The 18,294-nt window shown below is 63.9% G+C and carries 21 protein-coding genes; 8 read left to right on the top strand and 13 right to left on the bottom strand.

All coding sequences use genetic code 11. From position 1 onward, the window contains the following. Window positions 1-1,287: an MFS transporter gene (locus BLX42_RS18910; protein ID WP_046788028.1), complete on the bottom strand. Its 1,287-nt coding sequence runs from the start codon at window positions 1,285-1,287 to the stop codon at window positions 1-3. Between the two features lie 129 nt (window positions 1,288-1,416). Here BLX42_RS18910 and BLX42_RS18905 point away from each other — a divergent pair, with 129 nt between their 5' ends. Further along, a complete protein-coding gene (locus BLX42_RS18905; RefSeq protein ID WP_046788027.1) occupies window positions 1,417-2,328 on the top strand; it encodes a LysR family transcriptional regulator in 912 nt (303 codons plus the stop codon). Between the two features lie 102 nt (window positions 2,329-2,430). Here the strand turns inward: BLX42_RS18905 and BLX42_RS18900 are convergent, their stop codons facing one another. From BLX42_RS18900 to BLX42_RS18890, 3 genes are read right to left on the bottom strand one after another with little or no spacing between them, the layout of a single operon-like run. Then, the gene (locus tag BLX42_RS18900; RefSeq protein ID WP_012315710.1) at window positions 2,431-2,952 is read right to left on the bottom strand and encodes a DUF2937 family protein; all 522 of its coding nucleotides are present in this window, start codon (window positions 2,950-2,952) and stop codon (window positions 2,431-2,433) included. Window positions 2,953-2,961: 9 nt separating this feature from the next. Then, a complete protein-coding gene (locus tag BLX42_RS18895) occupies window positions 2,962-3,735 on the bottom strand; it encodes a class II glutamine amidotransferase (RefSeq protein ID WP_012315711.1) in 774 nt (257 codons plus the stop codon). A gap of 14 nt (window positions 3,736-3,749) precedes the next feature. Then, complete coding sequence (locus BLX42_RS18890) at window positions 3,750-4,244, bottom strand: hypothetical protein (RefSeq protein WP_012315712.1); 495 nt, start codon at window positions 4,242-4,244, stop codon at window positions 3,750-3,752. Window positions 4,245-4,326: 82 nt separating this feature from the next. Here BLX42_RS18890 and BLX42_RS18885 point away from each other — a divergent pair, with 82 nt between their 5' ends. Then, on the top strand, window positions 4,327-6,369 hold the full coding sequence (locus BLX42_RS18885) for a S9 family peptidase (protein ID WP_161872376.1): 2,043 nt from the start codon (window positions 4,327-4,329) through the stop codon (window positions 6,367-6,369). 113 nt (window positions 6,370-6,482) lie between these two features. Next, entirely contained in the window at window positions 6,483-6,950 is a 468-nt protein-coding gene (locus BLX42_RS18880) for a Crp/Fnr family transcriptional regulator (RefSeq protein WP_115275498.1), read from the top strand. On the opposite strand, the gene BLX42_RS18875 is transcribed toward BLX42_RS18880, so the two are convergent. Then, complete coding sequence (locus BLX42_RS18875; RefSeq protein WP_125925087.1) at window positions 6,947-7,225, bottom strand: hypothetical protein; 279 nt, start codon at window positions 7,223-7,225, stop codon at window positions 6,947-6,949. The genes BLX42_RS18880 and BLX42_RS18875 overlap by 4 nt on opposite strands. A 131-nt stretch (window positions 7,226-7,356) precedes the next feature. Here BLX42_RS18875 and BLX42_RS18870 point away from each other — a divergent pair, with 131 nt between their 5' ends. The 3 genes from BLX42_RS18870 to BLX42_RS18860 all read left to right on the top strand — a co-directional run bounded on the left by BLX42_RS18870 (window position 7,357) and on the right by BLX42_RS18860 (window position 8,728). Continuing rightward, entirely contained in the window at window positions 7,357-7,728 is a 372-nt protein-coding gene (locus BLX42_RS18870) for a YajD family HNH nuclease (RefSeq protein ID WP_012315716.1), read from the top strand. Between the two features lie 72 nt (window positions 7,729-7,800). Next, window positions 7,801-8,271: an RNA methyltransferase gene (locus tag BLX42_RS18865; RefSeq protein WP_033699757.1), complete on the top strand. Its 471-nt coding sequence runs from the start codon at window positions 7,801-7,803 to the stop codon at window positions 8,269-8,271. A gap of 115 nt (window positions 8,272-8,386) precedes the next feature. After that, window positions 8,387-8,728 (top strand): DUF2892 domain-containing protein, encoded by a 342-nt coding sequence (locus BLX42_RS18860; protein WP_046788018.1) that lies wholly within the window; start codon window positions 8,387-8,389, stop codon window positions 8,726-8,728. A gap of 46 nt (window positions 8,729-8,774) precedes the next feature. On the opposite strand, the gene BLX42_RS18855 is transcribed toward BLX42_RS18860, so the two are convergent. The 6 genes from BLX42_RS18855 to BLX42_RS18830 all read right to left on the bottom strand — a co-directional run bounded on the left by BLX42_RS18855 (window position 8,775) and on the right by BLX42_RS18830 (window position 13,547). After that, entirely contained in the window at window positions 8,775-9,983 is a 1,209-nt protein-coding gene (locus tag BLX42_RS18855) for a hypothetical protein (protein WP_161872375.1), read from the bottom strand. Window positions 9,984-10,024: 41 nt separating this feature from the next. Further along, entirely contained in the window at window positions 10,025-10,474 is a 450-nt protein-coding gene (locus BLX42_RS18850) for a YcgN family cysteine cluster protein (protein ID WP_161872384.1), read from the bottom strand. 187 nt (window positions 10,475-10,661) lie between these two features. Further along, window positions 10,662-11,594, bottom strand: coding sequence for a D-2-hydroxyacid dehydrogenase (locus tag BLX42_RS18845; RefSeq protein WP_161872374.1), 933 nt, complete (start codon window positions 11,592-11,594; stop codon window positions 10,662-10,664). Between the two features lie 78 nt (window positions 11,595-11,672). Then, window positions 11,673-11,966, bottom strand: a complete 294-nt coding sequence (locus tag BLX42_RS18840) for a YcgL domain-containing protein (RefSeq protein WP_012315722.1) — start codon at window positions 11,964-11,966, stop codon at window positions 11,673-11,675. Then, window positions 11,963-13,096 carry a ribonuclease D gene (rnd, locus tag BLX42_RS18835; protein ID WP_115274087.1) on the bottom strand — a complete coding sequence of 378 codons (1,134 nt, stop codon included), beginning with the start codon at window positions 13,094-13,096 and terminating at the stop codon, window positions 11,963-11,965. Before rnd ends, BLX42_RS18840 begins: the two co-directional genes overlap by 4 nt. Window positions 13,097-13,181: 85 nt before the next feature. Next, window positions 13,182-13,547 carry a 5-carboxymethyl-2-hydroxymuconate Delta-isomerase gene (locus BLX42_RS18830; RefSeq protein ID WP_161872373.1) on the bottom strand — a complete coding sequence of 122 codons (366 nt, stop codon included), beginning with the start codon at window positions 13,545-13,547 and terminating at the stop codon, window positions 13,182-13,184. A gap of 115 nt (window positions 13,548-13,662) precedes the next feature. Here BLX42_RS18830 and BLX42_RS18825 point away from each other — a divergent pair, with 115 nt between their 5' ends. Continuing rightward, window positions 13,663-13,899: a YdcH family protein gene (locus BLX42_RS18825; RefSeq protein WP_012315725.1), complete on the top strand. Its 237-nt coding sequence runs from the start codon at window positions 13,663-13,665 to the stop codon at window positions 13,897-13,899. 68 nt (window positions 13,900-13,967) lie between these two features. Here the strand turns inward: BLX42_RS18825 and BLX42_RS18820 are convergent, their stop codons facing one another. After that, window positions 13,968-15,152 carry a PLP-dependent aspartate aminotransferase family protein gene (locus BLX42_RS18820; RefSeq protein ID WP_115274086.1) on the bottom strand — a complete coding sequence of 395 codons (1,185 nt, stop codon included), beginning with the start codon at window positions 15,150-15,152 and terminating at the stop codon, window positions 13,968-13,970. A gap of 122 nt (window positions 15,153-15,274) precedes the next feature. Between BLX42_RS18820 and BLX42_RS18815 the strand changes: the two genes are divergently transcribed. Next, complete coding sequence (locus BLX42_RS18815) at window positions 15,275-15,736, top strand: Lrp/AsnC family transcriptional regulator (RefSeq protein ID WP_012315727.1); 462 nt, start codon at window positions 15,275-15,277, stop codon at window positions 15,734-15,736. A gap of 23 nt (window positions 15,737-15,759) precedes the next feature. Here the strand turns inward: BLX42_RS18815 and BLX42_RS18810 are convergent, their stop codons facing one another. Next, window positions 15,760-18,087: an FdhF/YdeP family oxidoreductase gene (locus BLX42_RS18810; RefSeq protein ID WP_161872372.1), complete on the bottom strand. Its 2,328-nt coding sequence runs from the start codon at window positions 18,085-18,087 to the stop codon at window positions 15,760-15,762. Between the last annotated feature and the right edge of the window lie 207 nt (window positions 18,088-18,294).

The following is an 18,294-nucleotide window of genomic DNA, read 5'->3' as shown; positions in this document are numbered from 1 at the left end:
TTAACGCGCCTGGAGGTGTTTGCCGCGGGTTTCCGGCAGGCTCAAGGCCGCCAGAATCACCACACCGTACGACACCGCAGCGAACCCGCCAATGCCCAGCCCCAGCGGCACCTTCTGGCCAAGCAGGCCGATCAGCAAGGGGAACATCGCGGCGATGACCTTGCCGATGTTGTAGCAGAAGCCCTGCCCCGAGCCACGGATGCGGGTGGGGAACAGCTCGGTGAGGAAGGCCCCCATGCCGCTGAAGATGCCCGAGGCAAAAAAGCCCAGCGGGAAACCCAGCCACAGCATCACGCCATCGCTGACCGGCATCTGGGTGTACAGCAGCACGATGATGAACGAGCCCACGGCGAACAGGATGAAGTTCTTCTTGCGCCCCAGAATGTCAGACAGGTAAGCGCTGACCACATAGCCGATGTAGGAGCCGACGATCACCATCGCCAGGTAGCCACCGGTACCCAGCACGCTCAAGCCGCGCTCGTTCTTGAGGAAGGTCGGCAGCCACGAGGTGATGGCGTAGTACCCCCCCAGCGCACCGGTGGTCAGCAGCGACGCACGTATTGTGGTCCAGAGCATGCCGGGGGCGAAGATCTCGTAGAACTGCGAGGGCGCCTCGGCGCTCTGCACCGCCTTGGCCTGGCGATACACCTCAGGGTCTTTGACCAGGCGCCGGACGAAAATCACGAAAATGGCCGGCACCAGCCCCAGCAGGAACAGCGCGCGCCACGCCTGCTCCGCCGGTAGCCAGGAGAACAGCAGCGCATAGAGGATCGCCGTCAGGCCCCAGCCGATGGCCCAGCCGGACTGCACCATGCCCACCGCCTTGCCACGATCCTGAGCGCGGATCACCTCACCGATCAGCACCGCGCCGGCGGTCCATTCGCCGCCAAAGCCAAAGCCCATAAGAGTCCGGGCGATCAGCAACTGTTCGTAGTTCTGGGCGAAGCCGCAGAGGAAGGTGAAAAAGGCGAACCACAGCACCGTCAGTTGCAAGGTGCGCACGCGGCCGATGCGGTCGGAGAGGATGCCGGCGACCCAGCCGCCGATAGCCGAGGCAATCAGGGTGCTGGTGTGGATCAGCCCGGCTTCGGTCGTGGTGATGCCCCACAGCATGATCAGCGTAGGGATGACGAAGCTGAGCATTTGGGTGTCCATGCCATCCAGGCCATAGCCGATCTTGCAGCTCCAGAACGTGCGCCGTTGCTGGGAGTCGATGTCGCGGTACCAGGCGAACGGCCCGGTCGAAGGTGGGGATTGCACCTGTTGCTGCACGCCGCTTGGGTTCATGCTTGCCTCGGCTTGTTGGTATTGTTTTATGGGCGACGTCTGGCGTCGCGGCCTGTGCGTCATGTTCAGAGCCCGCAGCGCCCGAGTCCAACGAGAAAAACCGCCGGTCTGGAACAAGAAAAACTGATCATGAACCTACGCTTCCTCGAAACTTTCGTCTGGGTCGCCCGGCTCAAGAGCTTCCGCCTCACCGCCGAGAAACTTTTCACCACCCAGGCGTCGGTCTCCAGCCGCATCGCGGCACTGGAAGCCGACCTGGGCGTCAAGCTGCTGCTGCGCGATTCACGCGGCGTCAGCCTGACCCCGGAGGGCAGCAAGGTGCTGGAGTATGCCGAGCGCATGCTCGACACCGCCAAGGCCATGAAACAGTCGCTGGACAGCGACCGGGCCAAGGTCGGGCGCATCCGGCTTGGCGTGATGGACACCGTGATCCACACCTGGATGAGCGCGCTGGTGGCCGAGTTGAGCGAACGCTACCCGCAGGTGGAAATCGAGCTGGTGGCCGATACTGCACTGAACTTGCGCGAACAGCTGCAAAAAGGCTTTCTCGACGTGATCCTGCAAACCGACCTGCTGCGCGAACAGTCGATCCGCAGCCTGGACCTGGCGCGCTACCCGATGGGCTGGGTGGTGGCGGCCGGCTCAGCCCAACACCGCGACTACGCCTCGCTGGCCGAGCTTGGGCGTGAGCGGATCGTCACGTTCTCGAAGAACTCACGACCGCACCAGGAAGTGCTCAGCCTGTTGCAGGCCGCAGGGGCCGAAACCCCACGGCTCAACTGCGTGAACTCGGTGGCGGCGATCACACGGCTGTTGCGCGACGGCTTCGGCATTGGTGCGCTGCCGCCCGCGCTGGTGGACGCCGAACTGAGCCGGGGCGAACTGGTGCTGCTCGAAGGCTTGCAGCCGCCGCCGAGCCTGGAACTGGTGGTGGCCTGGCAGACCGGGGTGGCGCTAGTGGATGAGGTAGTCGGGGTGTGCCGGCAGGTGCTGGAGCGCTATGCGCGGGATGTGGGAGGGCAGCGGATTGTGTTGGTTTGACAAACGCTAGTATCTGTACCGGCTCTCACAGCTCTCACGGACAGTGATTTATTTGTGGCAGCCGGCTTGCCGGCGGTAGAGCCGGGCCTGACCCAGCAGGGATCAACGCCAGCTCTCTTTCACCGCCTTGCGCCGCCCACCGAGAATGACCCAGGCAATTCCCAGCAACAGGCTTTCGACGACAAACGCCAGCACAAACCCCGCACCGACGCCCCAGCCAATCGCCTCCGGCACCAGCAGAATCTGATAGCTGTACCCCTTGAGCGTCTCTTCACGCATTTGCGGGTCGGGCTGCACCAGCACATGCCAGGTGCGGCTGACCCACGAGCCTTGCAGCGCCTGCCACTCGTTCTCGAGCAGCTGGTTGCGGATCAGCAGGCTTTCTATGCTGTTGGCATCGCTGTTGAACACCACATCGTCACTGCTGCGGTAATGCCGCACCAGCGCCTGCAAATCGCCCTTGAAGAAGCGTTCGGCGGTCTGTTTGAAGCCATCGAGTGCCTGGCGCGATTCGAACAGGTGCGCCTCGACCCGCTGGCTGTAGTCCTTGACCAGCCCAGGCACCTGGATACCGGCCAGCAGGCCGAAGGTGAACAGCAGCAACCGCAGGTAACTTCTGAACATGCAGCGTCCTTAGCTCTGGCCTTGCGAAACGCACTCTCCGTGCCGCCACAGGCCCCATTGGCCGGGTTCGTAGCGCCGCCAGGTCTCGTTCTCGGTCAAGGCCTCGGTGGCAATCACCGTGACCACGTCATTGGGGGTGGTTTGGGTGTGAAAGTCGACGATCAGGTCGACATCCTTCAAACGCGCCGCGCCAAAGGGGGCGCGACGGGTAATGTGTACCAGCTTGGTCGAACAGAAGCAGAACAGCCAGTCACCATTGCTGAGCAGGCAGTTGAACACGCCCTTGCCGCGATACTCGGCACAGGCTTCGACCAGCACCGGCAGCAGCTGTTCCACTGCGACCGGCTCAGGGAAAGCCGCGCGGATGCGGTTGAGCAAGTCGCAGAAAGCGGCTTCGCTGTCGGTGTCCCCCACCGGCCGGTAAAAGGTCGCCTCGCCCTTGAACGCACCCAGCTGGCCGTTGTGGGCGAAGCACCAGTTACGGCCCCACATCTCGCGCACGAACGGGTGCGTATTGGACAGGCACACCTGGCCGACATTGGCCTGGCGAATGTGGCCAATGACCACTTCGCTCTTGATCGGATAACGCTGCACCAGGTTGGCGACTTCCGACTCGCTGCTCGCTGCCGGGTCCTGGAACAGCCGCAGGCCGCGGCCTTCGTAGAAACCGATACCCCAGCCGTCACGGTGCGGGCCGGTACGGCCGCCGCGCTGCATCAGGCCGGTGAAGCTGAAGACGATGTCGGTGGGGACGTTGGCGCTCATGCCCAGCAGTTCGCACATGGTGATGCCTCCGCTTACAGACGTGGCTCGACCCGGCCACCAGAAGGTGCGGCAGGCGGTGGGTCATTGCGGTAACGGTCACCGCGTTCGGCGGCCAGCGGCGCCCCGACACCCACTTGATCATCCTCGGCAGCCAGGCGTTTGGCGGCGGCCTCCTGCTGCTCGCGACGCTCGCGGGCACGCTTTTCCAGCGGCCAGCGCAGCAGCACGAAGGCCAGGTACAGGCCAAAGGCGATAAGGCCGTACATGGCAAAGTCCGATACCGCGCGCCAGGCGTTGTTGCCCACCTTGAAGGCAACGTCCAGGGCAGTGATGGCGATGGCCGGGGCCATGGCATCCTTGCCCGGGTCGACGACGGTCGGCGTCAACAACAGGACCGCGAGGATCACCCGCAGCGGCTCACGTAGCCAGCGCCACATCCAGCCAGTGAGTTTGAAACCCACCCAGAGACAACCCAGGGCAGCAACAGCGTAAAGGCCCCAGGCGAGGGTATAGTCGTTCTCGGTCATGGTGATCGTGCAAGCCAGGCAAAGAGTTGCCTATGATAAACACTTTTCCGGGCGCAGGCGCCCCCCAGCCAAGAGATCCCCGATGCCCAACGCGCTCCAGCCCCCCATCGCCCGCCAAGACCAGGCCACCGACCCTTACGCCTGGTTGCAACAGCGCGACACCCCTGAGGTGCTCGAGTACCTGCAGGCCGAAAACGCCTACCAGCAAGCCTGCCTGGCCGACCAGGCGCCCCTGCGCGAACAGCTGTTCGAAGAGATCAAGGGCCGTATCCTGGAAACCGACCTGTCGCTGCCCTCCCCCTGGGGCCCGTACCTCTATTACACCCGCACCACGGCAGGCGATGAATACCCGCGCCACTATCGCTGCCCACGGCCTGCGGATGACGCCAACACGGTGGACGAAAGCCAGGAACAGCTGCTGCTCGACCCCAACGCCTTGGCCAACGGCGGCTTTCTGGCCCTTGGCGGCTTCAGCGTCAGCCCCGATCACCGCCTGCTGGCCTACAGCCTCGACACCAGCGGCGACGAGGTCTACACCCTGTACGTCAAGGACCTGGCCAGCGGCAACCTGACCGCCCTGCCCTTCGACGACTGCGACGGCAGCCTGACCTGGGCCAATGACAGCCAGACGCTGTTCTTTGCCGAACTGGACGACACCCACCGCCCGTGGCGGCTGCGCCGTCACACGTTGGGCGAAACCGGCGCGCAGACCGTATTCGAAGAGCCGGACGGGCGTTTTTTCCTGCATTGCTACCGCGCCAGCTCCGAGCGCCAGCTGGTCCTGCTGCTCAACAGCAAGACCACCAGCGAAGCCTGGGTGCTGGACGCTGAAACGCCACGGGCGGCATTTACCTGCCTGGCACCGCGCGCCGAGGGCCACGAGTATTTCCCCGACCACGGCCAGCTCGATGGCCAGTGGCGCTGGTTCATCCGCAGCAACCAGGACGGCATCAATTTCGCCCTGTACCAGGCAGCGGCAGACCAGGTGCCCACCCGCGAGCAATGGCAGGTGCTGGTGCCGCACCGCGACGACATCATGCTCGAAGGCCTTAGCCTCAACGCCAGCGCCCTCACCTTGAGCCTGCGTGAAGGCGGCCTGCCGATCATCGAAGTGCGCCCGCAAGGCACGCCGGCCTACCGCGTCGAGTTGCCTGACGCGGCCTATAGCCTGTACGTACAGGACAGCCTGGAGTTCGCCAGCACGCGCATCCGCCTGCGCTACGAGGCACTCAACCGCCCGGCCCAGGTGCGTCAGCTGGACCTGGCCACGGGCGCGCAGACAGTGCTCAAGCAAACCCCGGTGCTGGGCGAGTTCGATGCTGACGACTACGTCAGCGAACGCCTGTGGGCCACCGCCGCCGACGGCACCCAGGTGCCGATCAGCCTGGTGCGCCGCAAACAAGACCAGGGCAAGACGGTCCCCCTCTACCTGTACGGTTACGGTGCCTACGGCGAGAGCCTCGACCCGTGGTTCTCGCACGCCCGCCTGAGCCTGCTGCAACGCGGTGTGGCCTTTGCCATCGCCCATGTGCGCGGTGGCGGCGAGCTGGGTGAAGCCTGGTACCGCGCCGGCAAGCAGGAGCACAAGCACAACAGCTTCAGCGACTTCATCGCCTGCGCCGAACACCTGATTGCCCAAGGCGTGACAGCCTCCGACCGCTTGGCCATCAGTGGCGGCAGCGCCGGAGGCCTGCTGATGGGCGCAGTGCTCAACCTGCGCCCGGATCTGTTCCGCTGCGCCATCGCCGAAGTGCCGTTCGTCGATGTGCTCAACACCATGCTCGACCCCGAGCTGCCATTGACCGTCACCGAGTACGACGAATGGGGCAACCCGCAAGAGCCGCAGGTGTATGAGCGGATCAAGGCCTACGCCCCCTACGAGAACGTCAGCGCCCAGGCCTACCCGGCCATGCTGGTGGTCGCTGGCTACAACGACAGCCGCGTGCAGTACTGGGAGGCGGCCAAGTGGGTGGCGCGCCTGCGTACGCGCAAGACCGACAGCAACCTGCTGCTGCTCAAGACCGAAATGGGGGCCGGCCACGGCGGTATGAGTGGGCGCTACCAGGGGTTGCGAGACGTGGCACTTGAATATGCGTTCGTCTTCAATGAGCTGGGCGTGGTGTAAAACGCGCTTTTCGTTGTCATAGGGTCGCAGGGCCAATGGCCCTGATTGCCGGCAAGCCGACGATCGGGGCCGCCCAGAAACTTTCGGACAACACCCGCCAAGAAGAACGACACATGCCCGACCAGACCCATCTCAGCGCCGAAATCCGCGACATGCTCATGGACTGCGACCTGTTCGATACCTTGCAGCCCGCTGACTTCCATACCGCCGCAGGCTACTTCAGCCTCGCCACCCTGGTCGAAGGCGAAACCATCTTCAACGAAGGCGACGCCGGCACCTTCATGTGCATCCTGCACCATGGTGTGGTTTCAGTGCGCAAGACCGACGCCCACGGCGCCCAGGTAGAAATCGCCACGCTGCGCAGTGGCCGCGCCTTCGGCGAAATGGCCGTGCTCGACGGCGAGCGCCGCTCGGCCAGCTGCCTGGCCGCCAGCGACTGCCTACTGCTGACCTTGGGCAAGGATTCGCTGGAAAAGATGCTCAACGAAGCCCCACGCATCGCCGCGCGGATCATCCGCGCACTGGCCGTAGCCTTGTCGAAACGCCTGCGGATGCAGGACGGGCAGCGCCTGGCGCTTTAGTCATCATTCGCCGGCGGCTTGGGCGGTTCCGTACGCAAACCAGGCAATGGCTGATCCTTCGGCGGCCCGGGCACCGGCATGGGCGGCAGCAGCGGCGCGCCGGGCTGGCTGTCGTAGGCCTTGGGTACAGTGCTCGGGGTAATCTGAGGGTACGGCGTGGGCGTTGCCGTGCCAGGTGCCCCGGGCACCGGTGTAGTGATACGCGGCGGCGTGCCGGCGGCATGCGCCAAGGGCAGGCCGGCTAACAGCAGCGCGGCGAGGATCGCATGAAACATCAGCAACCTCCTGTCTGAACATTCCTACAGGCTACGCCTTAATACACGTTTCCGCCTGTCCGCTTGCCCTGCAAGCGCGCTAGACTCGTTGGCATAACCGTTACCTGCCTGATCAGAACAAAGGAAACACCATGAGTTCGGCATCCACGTCCGCCGCCACCGCCCGCCTCGACCGCATCCTCGCCGACGCCAAGCGCGACAAAGAGATGGGCTACCGCGACAAAGCCTTGAGAATGTACCCGCACGTGTGCGGCCGTTGCGCCCGTGAGTTCGCCGGCAAGCGCCTGAGCGAGCTGACCGTGCATCACCGTGACCACAACCACGACAACAACCCCCAGGACGGCTCCAACTGGGAGCTGCTGTGCCTGTACTGCCACGACAACGAGCACTCGCGCTATACCGACCAGCAGTACTTCAGCGAAGGCTCCACCAGCACCCCGAGCATCGCCAAGGCCACGCACAACCCGTTCGCCGGGCTGGCTGGCTTGCTGAAGAAAGACTGACTGTCGACACAGCCCCCCGCTGCCGCCGGCGAGCCCGTATAATCGCGCTTTTTTTGCGAAGGGCCCCGGCACGTGGCAAACAAACGGTACAGCTGCATCGGCCTGTTCAACCCAAAATCTGCAGAGAACGTAGGTTCGGTGATGCGCGCAGCGGGTTGCTACGGCGTCAACTCGGTGTTCTACACCGGCAAGCGCTACGAGCGCGCCCGCGACTTCGTCACTGACACCAAGCGCGTGCACTACGATATTCCGCTGATCGGCATCGACGACCTGCAGCGCATCATCCCGCTGGGTTGCACACCCGTTGCAGTGGAGTTGGTGGAAGGTGCACGGCCCCTGCCTGAATACACCCACCCTGATCGCGCCATCTATATCTTCGGGCCGGAAGACGGCAGTCTCGATGCCAGCGTGCGCGCATGGTGTGAAGAAACCATCTACATCCCTACCGAAGGCTGCATGAACCTCGCCGCGACGGTGAATGTGGTGCTATACGACCGTTTGGCCAAGGGGCTCAATACCCGCTCGGGCCCCAAGTTCAAGTAGCCGGGCAACGCGCAGCGCCCTCCCAACACTGGCAATTGCGACCACTTGGCAACCCGACTGAACGTGTGCAGCGGGCAGCTGGTCAGCTGCTTACACTTCAGATGGAGGGCTTGCCATGCTCGATATTCATTCCACTACGGCGTCACAGGACCATAACGTACAGGGCCTGGAACGGGTCGGTTCACTGGCCGGGGGTGCGCTGATGTTCACCAAGGGTATGCGCCACGGCGGGCTGGTCGGGCTGCTGCAGATGGCGGTCGGTGGCCTTGCGGTGGCTCGCGGAATCAGCGGCCATTGCTCGACCAAGGCCTGGTGGCAGAAACATCGCCAGGAATACCACCGTTTGCGCTCGGACATCGAACGCAGTGCGACGGAGCTGGAGGCGCTCAAACGCAGTGCCGAGGCGGCGACGCGCGGGGTGACGGTAACGGGGAAAGACCCGCTCACGGGTAGTTGATCAGTTGTTTTTAATGGCCCTGTCGCCAGCAGGGCCAGCCTGCAAGCTAACGCAACGCCTTGCTCTGCAAGACCTCGGATCGCCGCCCCAGCACGTTCTCACTGATCTGCACGAACTCCTCGGTGCTCACCTTCGGCAAGCGCATCAGCGCCTGGGTCACATCATCCAGTGAGCGCTTGGCCTGGGTGTGGATGCGGATCTCCTTGTCCAGCGCCTGCAACAGCAAAACACCACGGGCAACCTGGGCCGGGCTTGCCCGCTCGCCGCGCAACTGGGTGACCTTGGCCCCCTGCTTCTGCAAACGCGCCTGCCACACCTGGTAGCGGTCATCGCTCACACCCCCGGCCCGGCGCAGCAACTCGTTGGCGTAATAATCGGTGAGGCTCTGGCCAAGCCAGTCGCTGTCAGCACTCACATGAACCTGCGCAAACAGCTGCACCAGTTCACGCAGCACAGGGCTGTTACCGCTCTCGCTGACCATGGGCCGGGCACTGTGCAGGTATATCGAGCCCCGCGCTGCCATTGCTCCGCGCCACATGCCATCACGGGCCCCCACCAACAGCAGCTTTGCCGGGTTGCGTGGGAATACCGCCTGCAGGTGCGGCCAGACGAAGGTCAGCAGGGTGAGATTGTCCATGCGGCGCATGCCCTGCCCCACCGGGGCCGCCACCGTCACGTCGGTCTCGCCCAGACGCGCACGTCGGCTGCCAAGGTCGCCGGCCAGCATCCAGCCAGTCGGGCGATCGAACAGGCGCGATACATTGTCGATACGGAACTTGTCCTTGCCGATGCGCGGCCAGGAGGTTTCGATGCTTTTCCAGCCCTCAGGCAGGTCGACCGACAAGCGCGCCACCAGTTCGGTGCCGTCTTGCTGGTCAAGGCGTGCCGGTGGCACCAGCTGGTCACCCAGGAACAACGCCCAGTGAGGGGTAATGCGCGAGGAATAGGCACCGCTGCGTACTTTCTCGTCCAGCTTGACCCGGTAGCTGAGGCTGGTCTTGCCCGCCGCCGGGTGCCACACGCCGCGCTCCCCCTGCACCTGCCACTGGCCGTCAGCCTGGAAACCGCTATAAGCGCCCTGCTTGCCCAGGTCAAAATCGAGGCTACGCACGGCATTGCCGTCTGCCAGGGTCAGGCGCACTTCGGCCTGGCCATTGGCAGACAACAGCCGCACCTGGTAGTCGAGGTCGACTTTCTTCGCCCAGGCAGGCGAGCTGGCCACAAGGCCCAGCAGGAGCAACAGCTGGCAACGCATACAGAAACTCCTTGTTCCCCAGAGGCGACGGAGGATGCCGCTCAGCTGGCGCGAAAAATCAGGTGGTCTTCCCAGTCGTCTTCGTCCACATCCTGCTCCCTGAGCATACGCCCCGACTGGGAAATGCGCTGTTCATGCACCTGGCTGCGGTCGCCGCAGACCAGGTGGTGCCAAGCCGGCAGGTCCTTGCCCTCGCTGACCAGACGATACCCGCAGGTGCTCGGCAGCCACTTGAACTGGTCCGCCTTGCCAGGGGTGAGCTGGATGCAATCGGGCACCTGGGCGAAACGGTTGGGGTAGTCGCTGCACTGGCAGGTGTTAATGTCCAGCAGCTTGCAGGCAATACGGGTGTAATAGACGCTGTTGTCGTCCTCGTCCTCGAGCTTTTGCAGGCAGCACAGGCCACAGCCGTCACACAGCGATTCCCACTCTTGCGGGTCGAGTTGTTCGAGGGTCTTGCGCCGCCAGAACGGCGCGCTTTCAGCGATCATCACACGGGTTTCCTGCATTGGGCCTGCGCCAGGCTTCATGCTGGAAGCTCCAGGCAATTGCGGCGCGTATGGCTTTTTTCTGGTGGCTTGCAGCTTGAGTGTTTGTAGCTGGGCGCCATGGCGGCGCCAGTCTAGAGCCTGGCCTTCGGCAATGCCAGACCGCTTGTCAGTAGCGACCGGCTGCAGCTCAATAGCCCCGCGCGAAATCCACTTCGCCACGCAACCCTTGCCCTGCCTGGTATTGCCGCACGTTCTCGACAAACAGCCGTACCATCGCCGCCGGCGAAGTCGGTGCCGAGCTGTGCCCGGTCAGCAACAACCCCCACGCCGTCCAGAACGGGTGACGCTGCGGCAACGGCTCCTGCCGGCACACATCGATCACCGCGCCCGCCAGATCCCCCTGCTTCAGCGCCTCGACCAGGTCAGCATCGACCACCGCCACCCCACGCCCGGCATTGATGAACAGTGCACTGCGCTGGAAGCACTTGAACAGCGCGGCATCATAAAGGTCATGGGTTGCCGGGGTATCCGGCAACAGGTTGAGCACGTAATCGGCCTGCCCGACCATCCGTGGCAAATCAGCCAACCCGGCGACCTCGACGAACGGCGCCTGCTCGCGGGGCGTGCTGGCGATGCCATAGAGGGTCACGCCAAACGGCAAGAGAAATTCGGCCACGCGTTGGCCGATATCGCCGGTACCCACGATCAACACCTTGCGCCCTTCAAGCGTGCGCCCCGGGCGGTCGTCCCAACGGCGCTCCACCTGGCTCACCAGCCGAGACAGCACTTCGCGCTCGTGCCCCAGCATATAGGTGAGCATGTACTCGGCCATCACCTGGCCAAAGATGCCGACCGCACGGGTCAGGCGGTAATCACGCGGCAAGCCATCGGCCAGCAAGGGCGTGATGCCGGCCCAGGTCGATTGCATCCAGGCCGGCTTGTGGCCCTGGCGCAGCAGACTGGCAAGCAGGTCTGGCTGGCCCAGCCAGACCGAGCACTGGGGTGCCTGCAAGGCCAGTTCGGCGGAATCGCCGCTGGTCAGGATTTCCAGGTCCGGGGCCGCTTCAGCCAGCAGGCGGGCGTAGTTGGCATGATCCTGCTCAGCGATCAGAACGCGCATCAAAGTGACAACCTTGGCAGACAACGCAGGCGGCCCGGCATGCGGGCCACCTTGGGGTGTGAAGGGAGAGTGGCCGGGTCAGACCGGGTCGTTTCGGCGCAGAAGTTCTTCCGGCAAATGCTCGATGTACTCGTCCTCGGCCGGCGGCATCTGCAGGTGGTAACCCTGGTTTTCGAGGTTGTCCAGCACCTTGACGATGTCCTCGCGGGCCAGCTTGCGCTCGGGGCTCAGCACCAGGTCGAAGGCATGCACGGGCGTGCCGAAGAACGGCAGCAGCGCCTCGGGCACGCGCTCAAGGCCCTCGGCCTTGAGTACGTAGAGGTACATTTCGTTCTTGCGGGGGCTCTTGTAGATCGAGCAGATACGTTTCATCGGGTTTCTCCGGCGCCCGCCAGGTCGTCCAGCAGGGCCTGGCCCATCCGCTCACGGCGCCAGCCGCGCAGCGAATCGGGCAGTTGATAAGGGCCATTGGGGTAGCCGCTCTTGAGCAGGGCTTCCAGGGCTTTTTTGCGCAGCATCAGCTCCGGGGCAATGCCCAAGCGCTCGCCTTCGGCCTGGCCGATGGCGCGCAGGCGCTTGAGGATGCCGGCCGCTTCGATCGGCAGCGGTTCGGGCAACGTGGCCGGCCATTGCTCAGGCGGCAGGCTGGCGGCGCGCTTGATCAGCTCGATCAGGAAGGCGCCATCCTGGCGGATGGTGCGTGGGTGCATTTCATCGATCTTGGCCAGGGCCGACAGGTTGTCCGGCTGGTTCTTGGCCATTGGCCACAGCGAGTGTTCCTTGAGGATACGGTTGCGCGGCACATCGCGGCTGCGTGCTTCACGCTCGCGCCAGGCGCACAGCTCGCGGAGCACCGCCAGTTGCTGGCGGCCCAGCTTCCAGGCCAGCTTGACATCGCGGTACAGGGTCTCGGGCTCGACCTCACGGCGCAACGCCGCCACCAGTTCGGCACCGTCTTCCAGCACCCACGCGTACTTGTCGTCGGACAGCCGGGGGCGCAAGGCCGCAAACAGTTCGGCCAGGTGCACGGCATCTTCGGCGGCGTAGCTGACCTGGGTGTCCGACAGCGGGCGCTGCAGCCAGTCCGAGCGGGTTTCACCCTTGGGCAGCTCAAGGCCCAGCACTTCCTGGACCAGGCGCGAATAGCCCATGGAGAAGCCCAGGTTCAGGTAGCCCGCGGCCAACTGCGTGTCGAACAGCGGCTGCGGCAGCTTGCCGGTCAGGCGCAGCAGCACTTCGAGGTCTTCGCTGCAGGCATGCAGCACCTTGACCACGCCGGCATCCTCTAGCAGTTCGCCCAGCGGCTGCCAGTCGCCGATCAGCAACGGGTCGATGAGATAAGCCCGCTCGCCGTCACCGATCTGGATCAGGCCGGCTTTCGGGTAAAAGGTGTCGACCCGCATGAATTCGGTGTCGAGCGCCACAAAGGGCAATGTGCGCCACCTCTGGCAGAGTTCGGCCAGGGTCTGGTCGTCACGGATCCAGTGTATTTCGATGGCCACGAGGCTCTCCCACAAACATTGGCGCGCAGTATATACGGCGCGGGCACTGCGGGTGAAACCTGACGAACATCTGCGCCGACGGCGGTCAGCCTGGCAAGCGAAGCTTGGCGTAAGGCTCGCGGTCGATATCCAGCACTTCCACGCACAATTGCAGGTCTGCGCCCGCCTGCTCAGGTATGGCCTCACGCAGTACCTCCAGCAAGCTGGCGGACAATTGCTTCTTTACCTCCGCCGGGCGCCCGCTGAGGATGGCCAGGCGCACATGGGCAAACGCCCGCTCGGCCGGTGCTGTGCCCACCCGGTAATGGGCGAACGCCTGGGCGCGGCTTTTGATGTCCGCCTCATCGGCAAACTGGCCGCTGCCGACCAGGGCGTGATTCAGGCGCAACAGCAGTACCTCGACATTCAGCTCGCGCATGTTGTCGCTGTATTCCAGGTTCAGGTGAGGCATGGCACAGGTTCCAGGCGTTGGGGGAAGCGACAGCCTACCCCAGTCCCCTACCCGCGCAAAGGCGGCTATCCTCAAAGGTCAGGACCTTACTGACAACCCTGACAGAGGTGAAGAAATGCCAGTTCCGCATGATCTGCTCGCTGACTTGCACGTTACCGCCGATGCATTCCAGGCACTGATAGACAAGGACCAGACGCTGCATGCCCTGCACAAGGAATACAACGCCAAAGACAAGGAGGTGGTGGCCGCCGAAGGCAATGGGACCAACGACGATACCGTCAACCGCCTGCGCAAGGAGCGCCTGCTGATCAAGGACAAGATCGAGCGAATCATTCATCCGCCGAAATCCTGATGGCTCTCTGCTGAATCAATCGGCCTGTCGCCGGCAAGCCCGCTTGCCGGCGACAGGCCCAACACCCGTTACACAGCAGCCGATGCGTTCAAAGCCCCGTCCAGGTCTTCGATCAGGTCCCGGTAATCCTCGATCCCGATCGACAGCCGCAACAGGCTTTCACTGATCCCCATCACCCCCTTCTGCTCGGGGCTCAGTGAGTTGTGCGACATGCTCCAGGAGTGGTTGATCATGCTCTCCACGCCGCCCAGCGAATCGGCCAGAACAAAGATCTGCAATGCCTCCACCAGGCGATTGAGCGCCGCCCGGTCACCGTTCTTGACCTTCATTGCCACCACCGCCCCGCCAGCGCGCATCTGGCGTTTGCACAGCGCGTGCTGCGGGTGGCTCTCCAGGCCCGGGTAATACACCTGCTCGATCTGCGGATGGCTTTCCAGAAAGCGTGCCACCTGCAGGGCATTGGCACACTGGCGCTCCATGCGCACGTCAAGGGTCTTCAGGCCACGCAGGGCCAGGTAACAGTCGAACGGGCCCTGGATTGCCCCCACGGCCATGCTGATCTTGCGCAGGCGCCCCAGCAAGGCGTCATTGGCAGCCACCACCACGCCGCCGGTCAGGTCGGAGTGGCCGCCAATGTATTTGCTGGCCGAATGCATCACCAGGTCCACACCGAGGGTGATCGGCCGCTGGTTCCACGGCGAGCAGAAGGTGTTGTCGATGCAGGTGAGGATGCCACGCGCCCGTGCCAGGTCGCAGACCGCCTTGATGTCGACCAGGTGCAGCAACGGGTTGGTCGGCGACTCGATCCAGATCAACTGGGTTTCGGGTTTGATCGCCGCCGCTACGGCCGCGACATCGTTGAGGTCGACATAGGTGGTGGTAAGGCCCGACGTGCGTGCGCGGTAGTCTTCAAGAATGCGGAAGGTACCGCCGTAGACACCGTTCATCACCACCACATGAGCGTCCTTGGGGAGCAGCTCCAGCACCGTGGCGGTGGCGTTTACACCGGAGGCACAGGCCACCGCGCCAACACCCTCTTCAAGCGCCGCGACACAGCTTTCATAGGCATGCCGGGTCGGGTTGCCGACGCGGCTGTAGGCGTACTCGGGGTTGTCATCGAGGCTGCGCTTGATATACGAGCTGGCGGTGTAGATAGGCGGGAAGATCGCGTTGTCGGCGACACTGAACTGCTCACCGGCGTGGATGGTACGGGTGGCGAAATTGCGCGGCTTGTCGGACATGGTCGGGCCCATTGGCAGATGTAAGTGCGCAACTATCGCACAATCACCTGCCGCCACAACGCCGGCGGTTGCGGGAATTTTTTCTATCGTTGGGGTAATCTGGGGAATATTTTCCTGACCGCCAGCGGATCCTCATGGACAGTTTCGACCAGCACATCCTCACCCTGCTCCAGCGCGACGCCTCGCTCTCGCTCAAGGACCTGGCCGAAGCCGTCAACCTGTCCACCACCCCCTGCTGGAAGCGGGTCAAACGCTTGGAAGAGGATGGCTACATCCTCGGCCGCGTCGCCCTGCTCGACCCCGAACGCCTGGGCCTGGGCCTGACGGTATTCGTCCAGCTCAAGACCCAGCGCCACGACAGCGCCTGGCTTGAGCAGTTTGCCGAGACGGTGAAAGGCTTCGAGGAGGTGATGGAGTTCTATCGCATGTCAGGGGACTGGGATTACATGCTGCGGGTGGTGGTGGGGGATATCGCCGCCTACGACCGGTTCTACAAAAAACTGATTACCAGCACCGATGGGCTCTCCAACATCACGTCCAGCTTTGCCATGGAGCAGATGAAATACACCACGGCTTTCCCGGTACACCGGCCCTGATCGGTGCCTGCCTTAGCGTCACATCACTGCGCCGCCACCGCTTTGATCCGGTTCCCCGCCTTGGCCTTCTCAAGCCGAATCGCCACGAATTTGGACGTCGGCGTATAGGTGCCCTCGCCGTAACTTTCCAACGGCACCAGCGGGTTGGTTTCCGGGTAGTAGGCCGCTGCCTGCCCATCGGGAATGTCGTAGGGCACCAGGCGGAAGCCCGATACCCGGCGCTCCACACCGTCCTCCCACAGTGACACCAGGTCTACGTGCTCACCCGGCTCAAAGCCCAGGCGATGGATGTCCGCCTCGCTGACGAACACCACTTCTCGCAGGCCAAACACGCCCCGATAACGATCATCTAGCCCATAAAGCGTGGTGTTGTACTGGTCATGCGAGCGCATCGTCTGCAGGATCAGGTCAGGCTTGTCGCCACGGGCGAGCACCTGGGCATTGACCAGATGCTCTGGCAACGGGCTGGCACTGAAACGCGCCTTGCCGGTCGCCGTGCGCCAGCTGCGCTGGGCGGCACTGTTGCCCAGGTGGAAACCGCCTGGTTGCTGCAGGCGCTGGTTGAAGTTGGCAAAGCCGGGGATGACATCGGCGATCATGCTGCGAATACGGCCATAGTCGGCAACGGCGTATTCCCAATCGATGGGCTTGTTGCCCAGCGTGGCCTTGGCCATGCCGGCAATGATCCAGGGTTCGGACCGCATGTGCGGGGAACGCGGGCGCAGTTGGCCATGGGAGATATGCACCATGCTGAAGGTGTCTTCCACGGTCACGCCCTGCGGCCCGCCGGCTTGCAGGTCGATCTCGGTGCGCCCCAGGCAGGGTAGGATCAGCGCATCGCGGCCAGTGACCAGGTGCGAACGGTTGAGCTTGGTGGAGATTTGCACCGTCAGCGCACAGTTGCGCAGGGCCGCGTGGGTGCGGGGGGTGTCCGGCGTCGCCTGGGCGAAGTTGCCACCCAGCGCGATGAACACCTTGGCACGCTGTTGCTCCATGGCCTGGATCGCCAGCACCGCGTTGTGCCCATGGGCGCGAGGTACGCGGAACTGGAAGCGTTTTTCCAAGGCATCGAGCAACGCCGTCCTGGGTTTCTCGTCGATGCCCATGGTGCGGTCGCCTTGCACATTGCTGTGGCCACGCACCGGCGACAGGCCCGCCCCGGGCTTGCCGACGTTGCCGCGCAACAGTTGCAGGTTGACGATCTCCTGCACGGTCGGCACCGAGTGGCGGTGCTGGGTGACGCCCATCGCCCAGCACATGATCACCCGCTCGGCCTTGCGGTACATGCGCGCGGCCAGCTCGATCTCGGCCAGGGTCAGGCCGGACTGCTCGACGATATGGTCCCACGAGGTGGCATCCACTGCCGCCAGGTAGGCGTCCACACCGCTGGTGTGCGCGGCGATGAAGTCATGGTCCAATACCGCTGGTTCACCCTTGGCCTGGGCTTCGCGCTCCCACTGCAGCAGGTACTTGGCAATGCCGCGCATGGCCGCCATGTCGCCGCCCAGGGCTGGGCGGAAGTAGGCGGTGTTGGTCGGCTCGGAGCCGTTGCTGAGCATTTCGAACGGGTGCTGCGGGTGCTGGAAGCGCTCCAGGCCACGCTCTTTGAGCGGGTTGAAGCACACCACCTGGGCGCCGCGCTTGACCGCTTCACGCAGCGGCTCGAGCATGCGCGGGTGATTGGTGCCGGGGTTCTGGCCGATGACAAAGATCGCATCGGCCAGTTCCAGGTCGTGGAACACCACGGTGCCCTTGCCTACGCCGAGGGTTTCCGACATGCCCACGCCACTGGCCTCGTGGCACATGTTCGAGCAGTCAGGGAAGTTGTTGGTGCCATAGGCGCGGACGAACAGCTGGTAGAGGAATGCCGCCTCGTTGCTGGCCCGGCCGGAGGTGTAGAACTCGGCCTCATCGGGCGAATCCAGCGCCTGCAAGTGCCGGGCGACCAGGGCAAAGGCCTCTTCCCAAGTGGTTTCGACGTAATGGTCGGTAGCCGCATCGTAGCGCATCGGGTGGGTCAGGCGGCCCTGGTATTCGAGCCAGTAGTCGGTCTGCTCGGCCAGCGCGCTGACGCTGTACCTGGCAAAAAACGCGGGGTCGACCGAACGGCCGGTGGCCTCCCAGTTGACCGCCTTGGCGCCGTTCTCGCAGAACTTGACCATGTCGCTTTCCGGCGACTCGCCCCAGGCGCAGCCGGGGCAGTCGAAACCGCCGTTCTGGTTGGTCTTGAGCATGGCCCGCAGGTTCTTGAAGGCGTTGTCACTGCCCAGCCAGCTCTTGGTCACGCTCTTGAGCGCGCCCCAGCCGGCGGCCGGCCCCTTGTAGTCCCTGATATGGTCGTCCTGGCTCATGCGGTCAATCCTCACGCGGGCATCGAAAAGTGCAGCGGATCGTGTCGTCCGGTGCTTGTTTTCCAGCCTATGGAGGCCGACAGGGGGCCGTCCAATCGAAATGTCTTACGGGGTGATAGGCCGTTTCGATGATGGGCTGGTGTTGGCAGCGTTCCCTTCGCGGGTAATCACGCAAACGCGACAATCCGATCAAGGCCTTGGAGTACT

It is taken from the genome of Pseudomonas sp. SG-MS2 (assembly GCF_009933855.1).
GTDB lineage: Bacteria > Pseudomonadota > Gammaproteobacteria > Pseudomonadales > Pseudomonadaceae > Aquipseudomonas > Aquipseudomonas putida_E.
The sequence above is the reverse complement of the archived record's forward strand: the minus strand, read 5'-3'. Positions and strand labels throughout refer to the sequence as shown.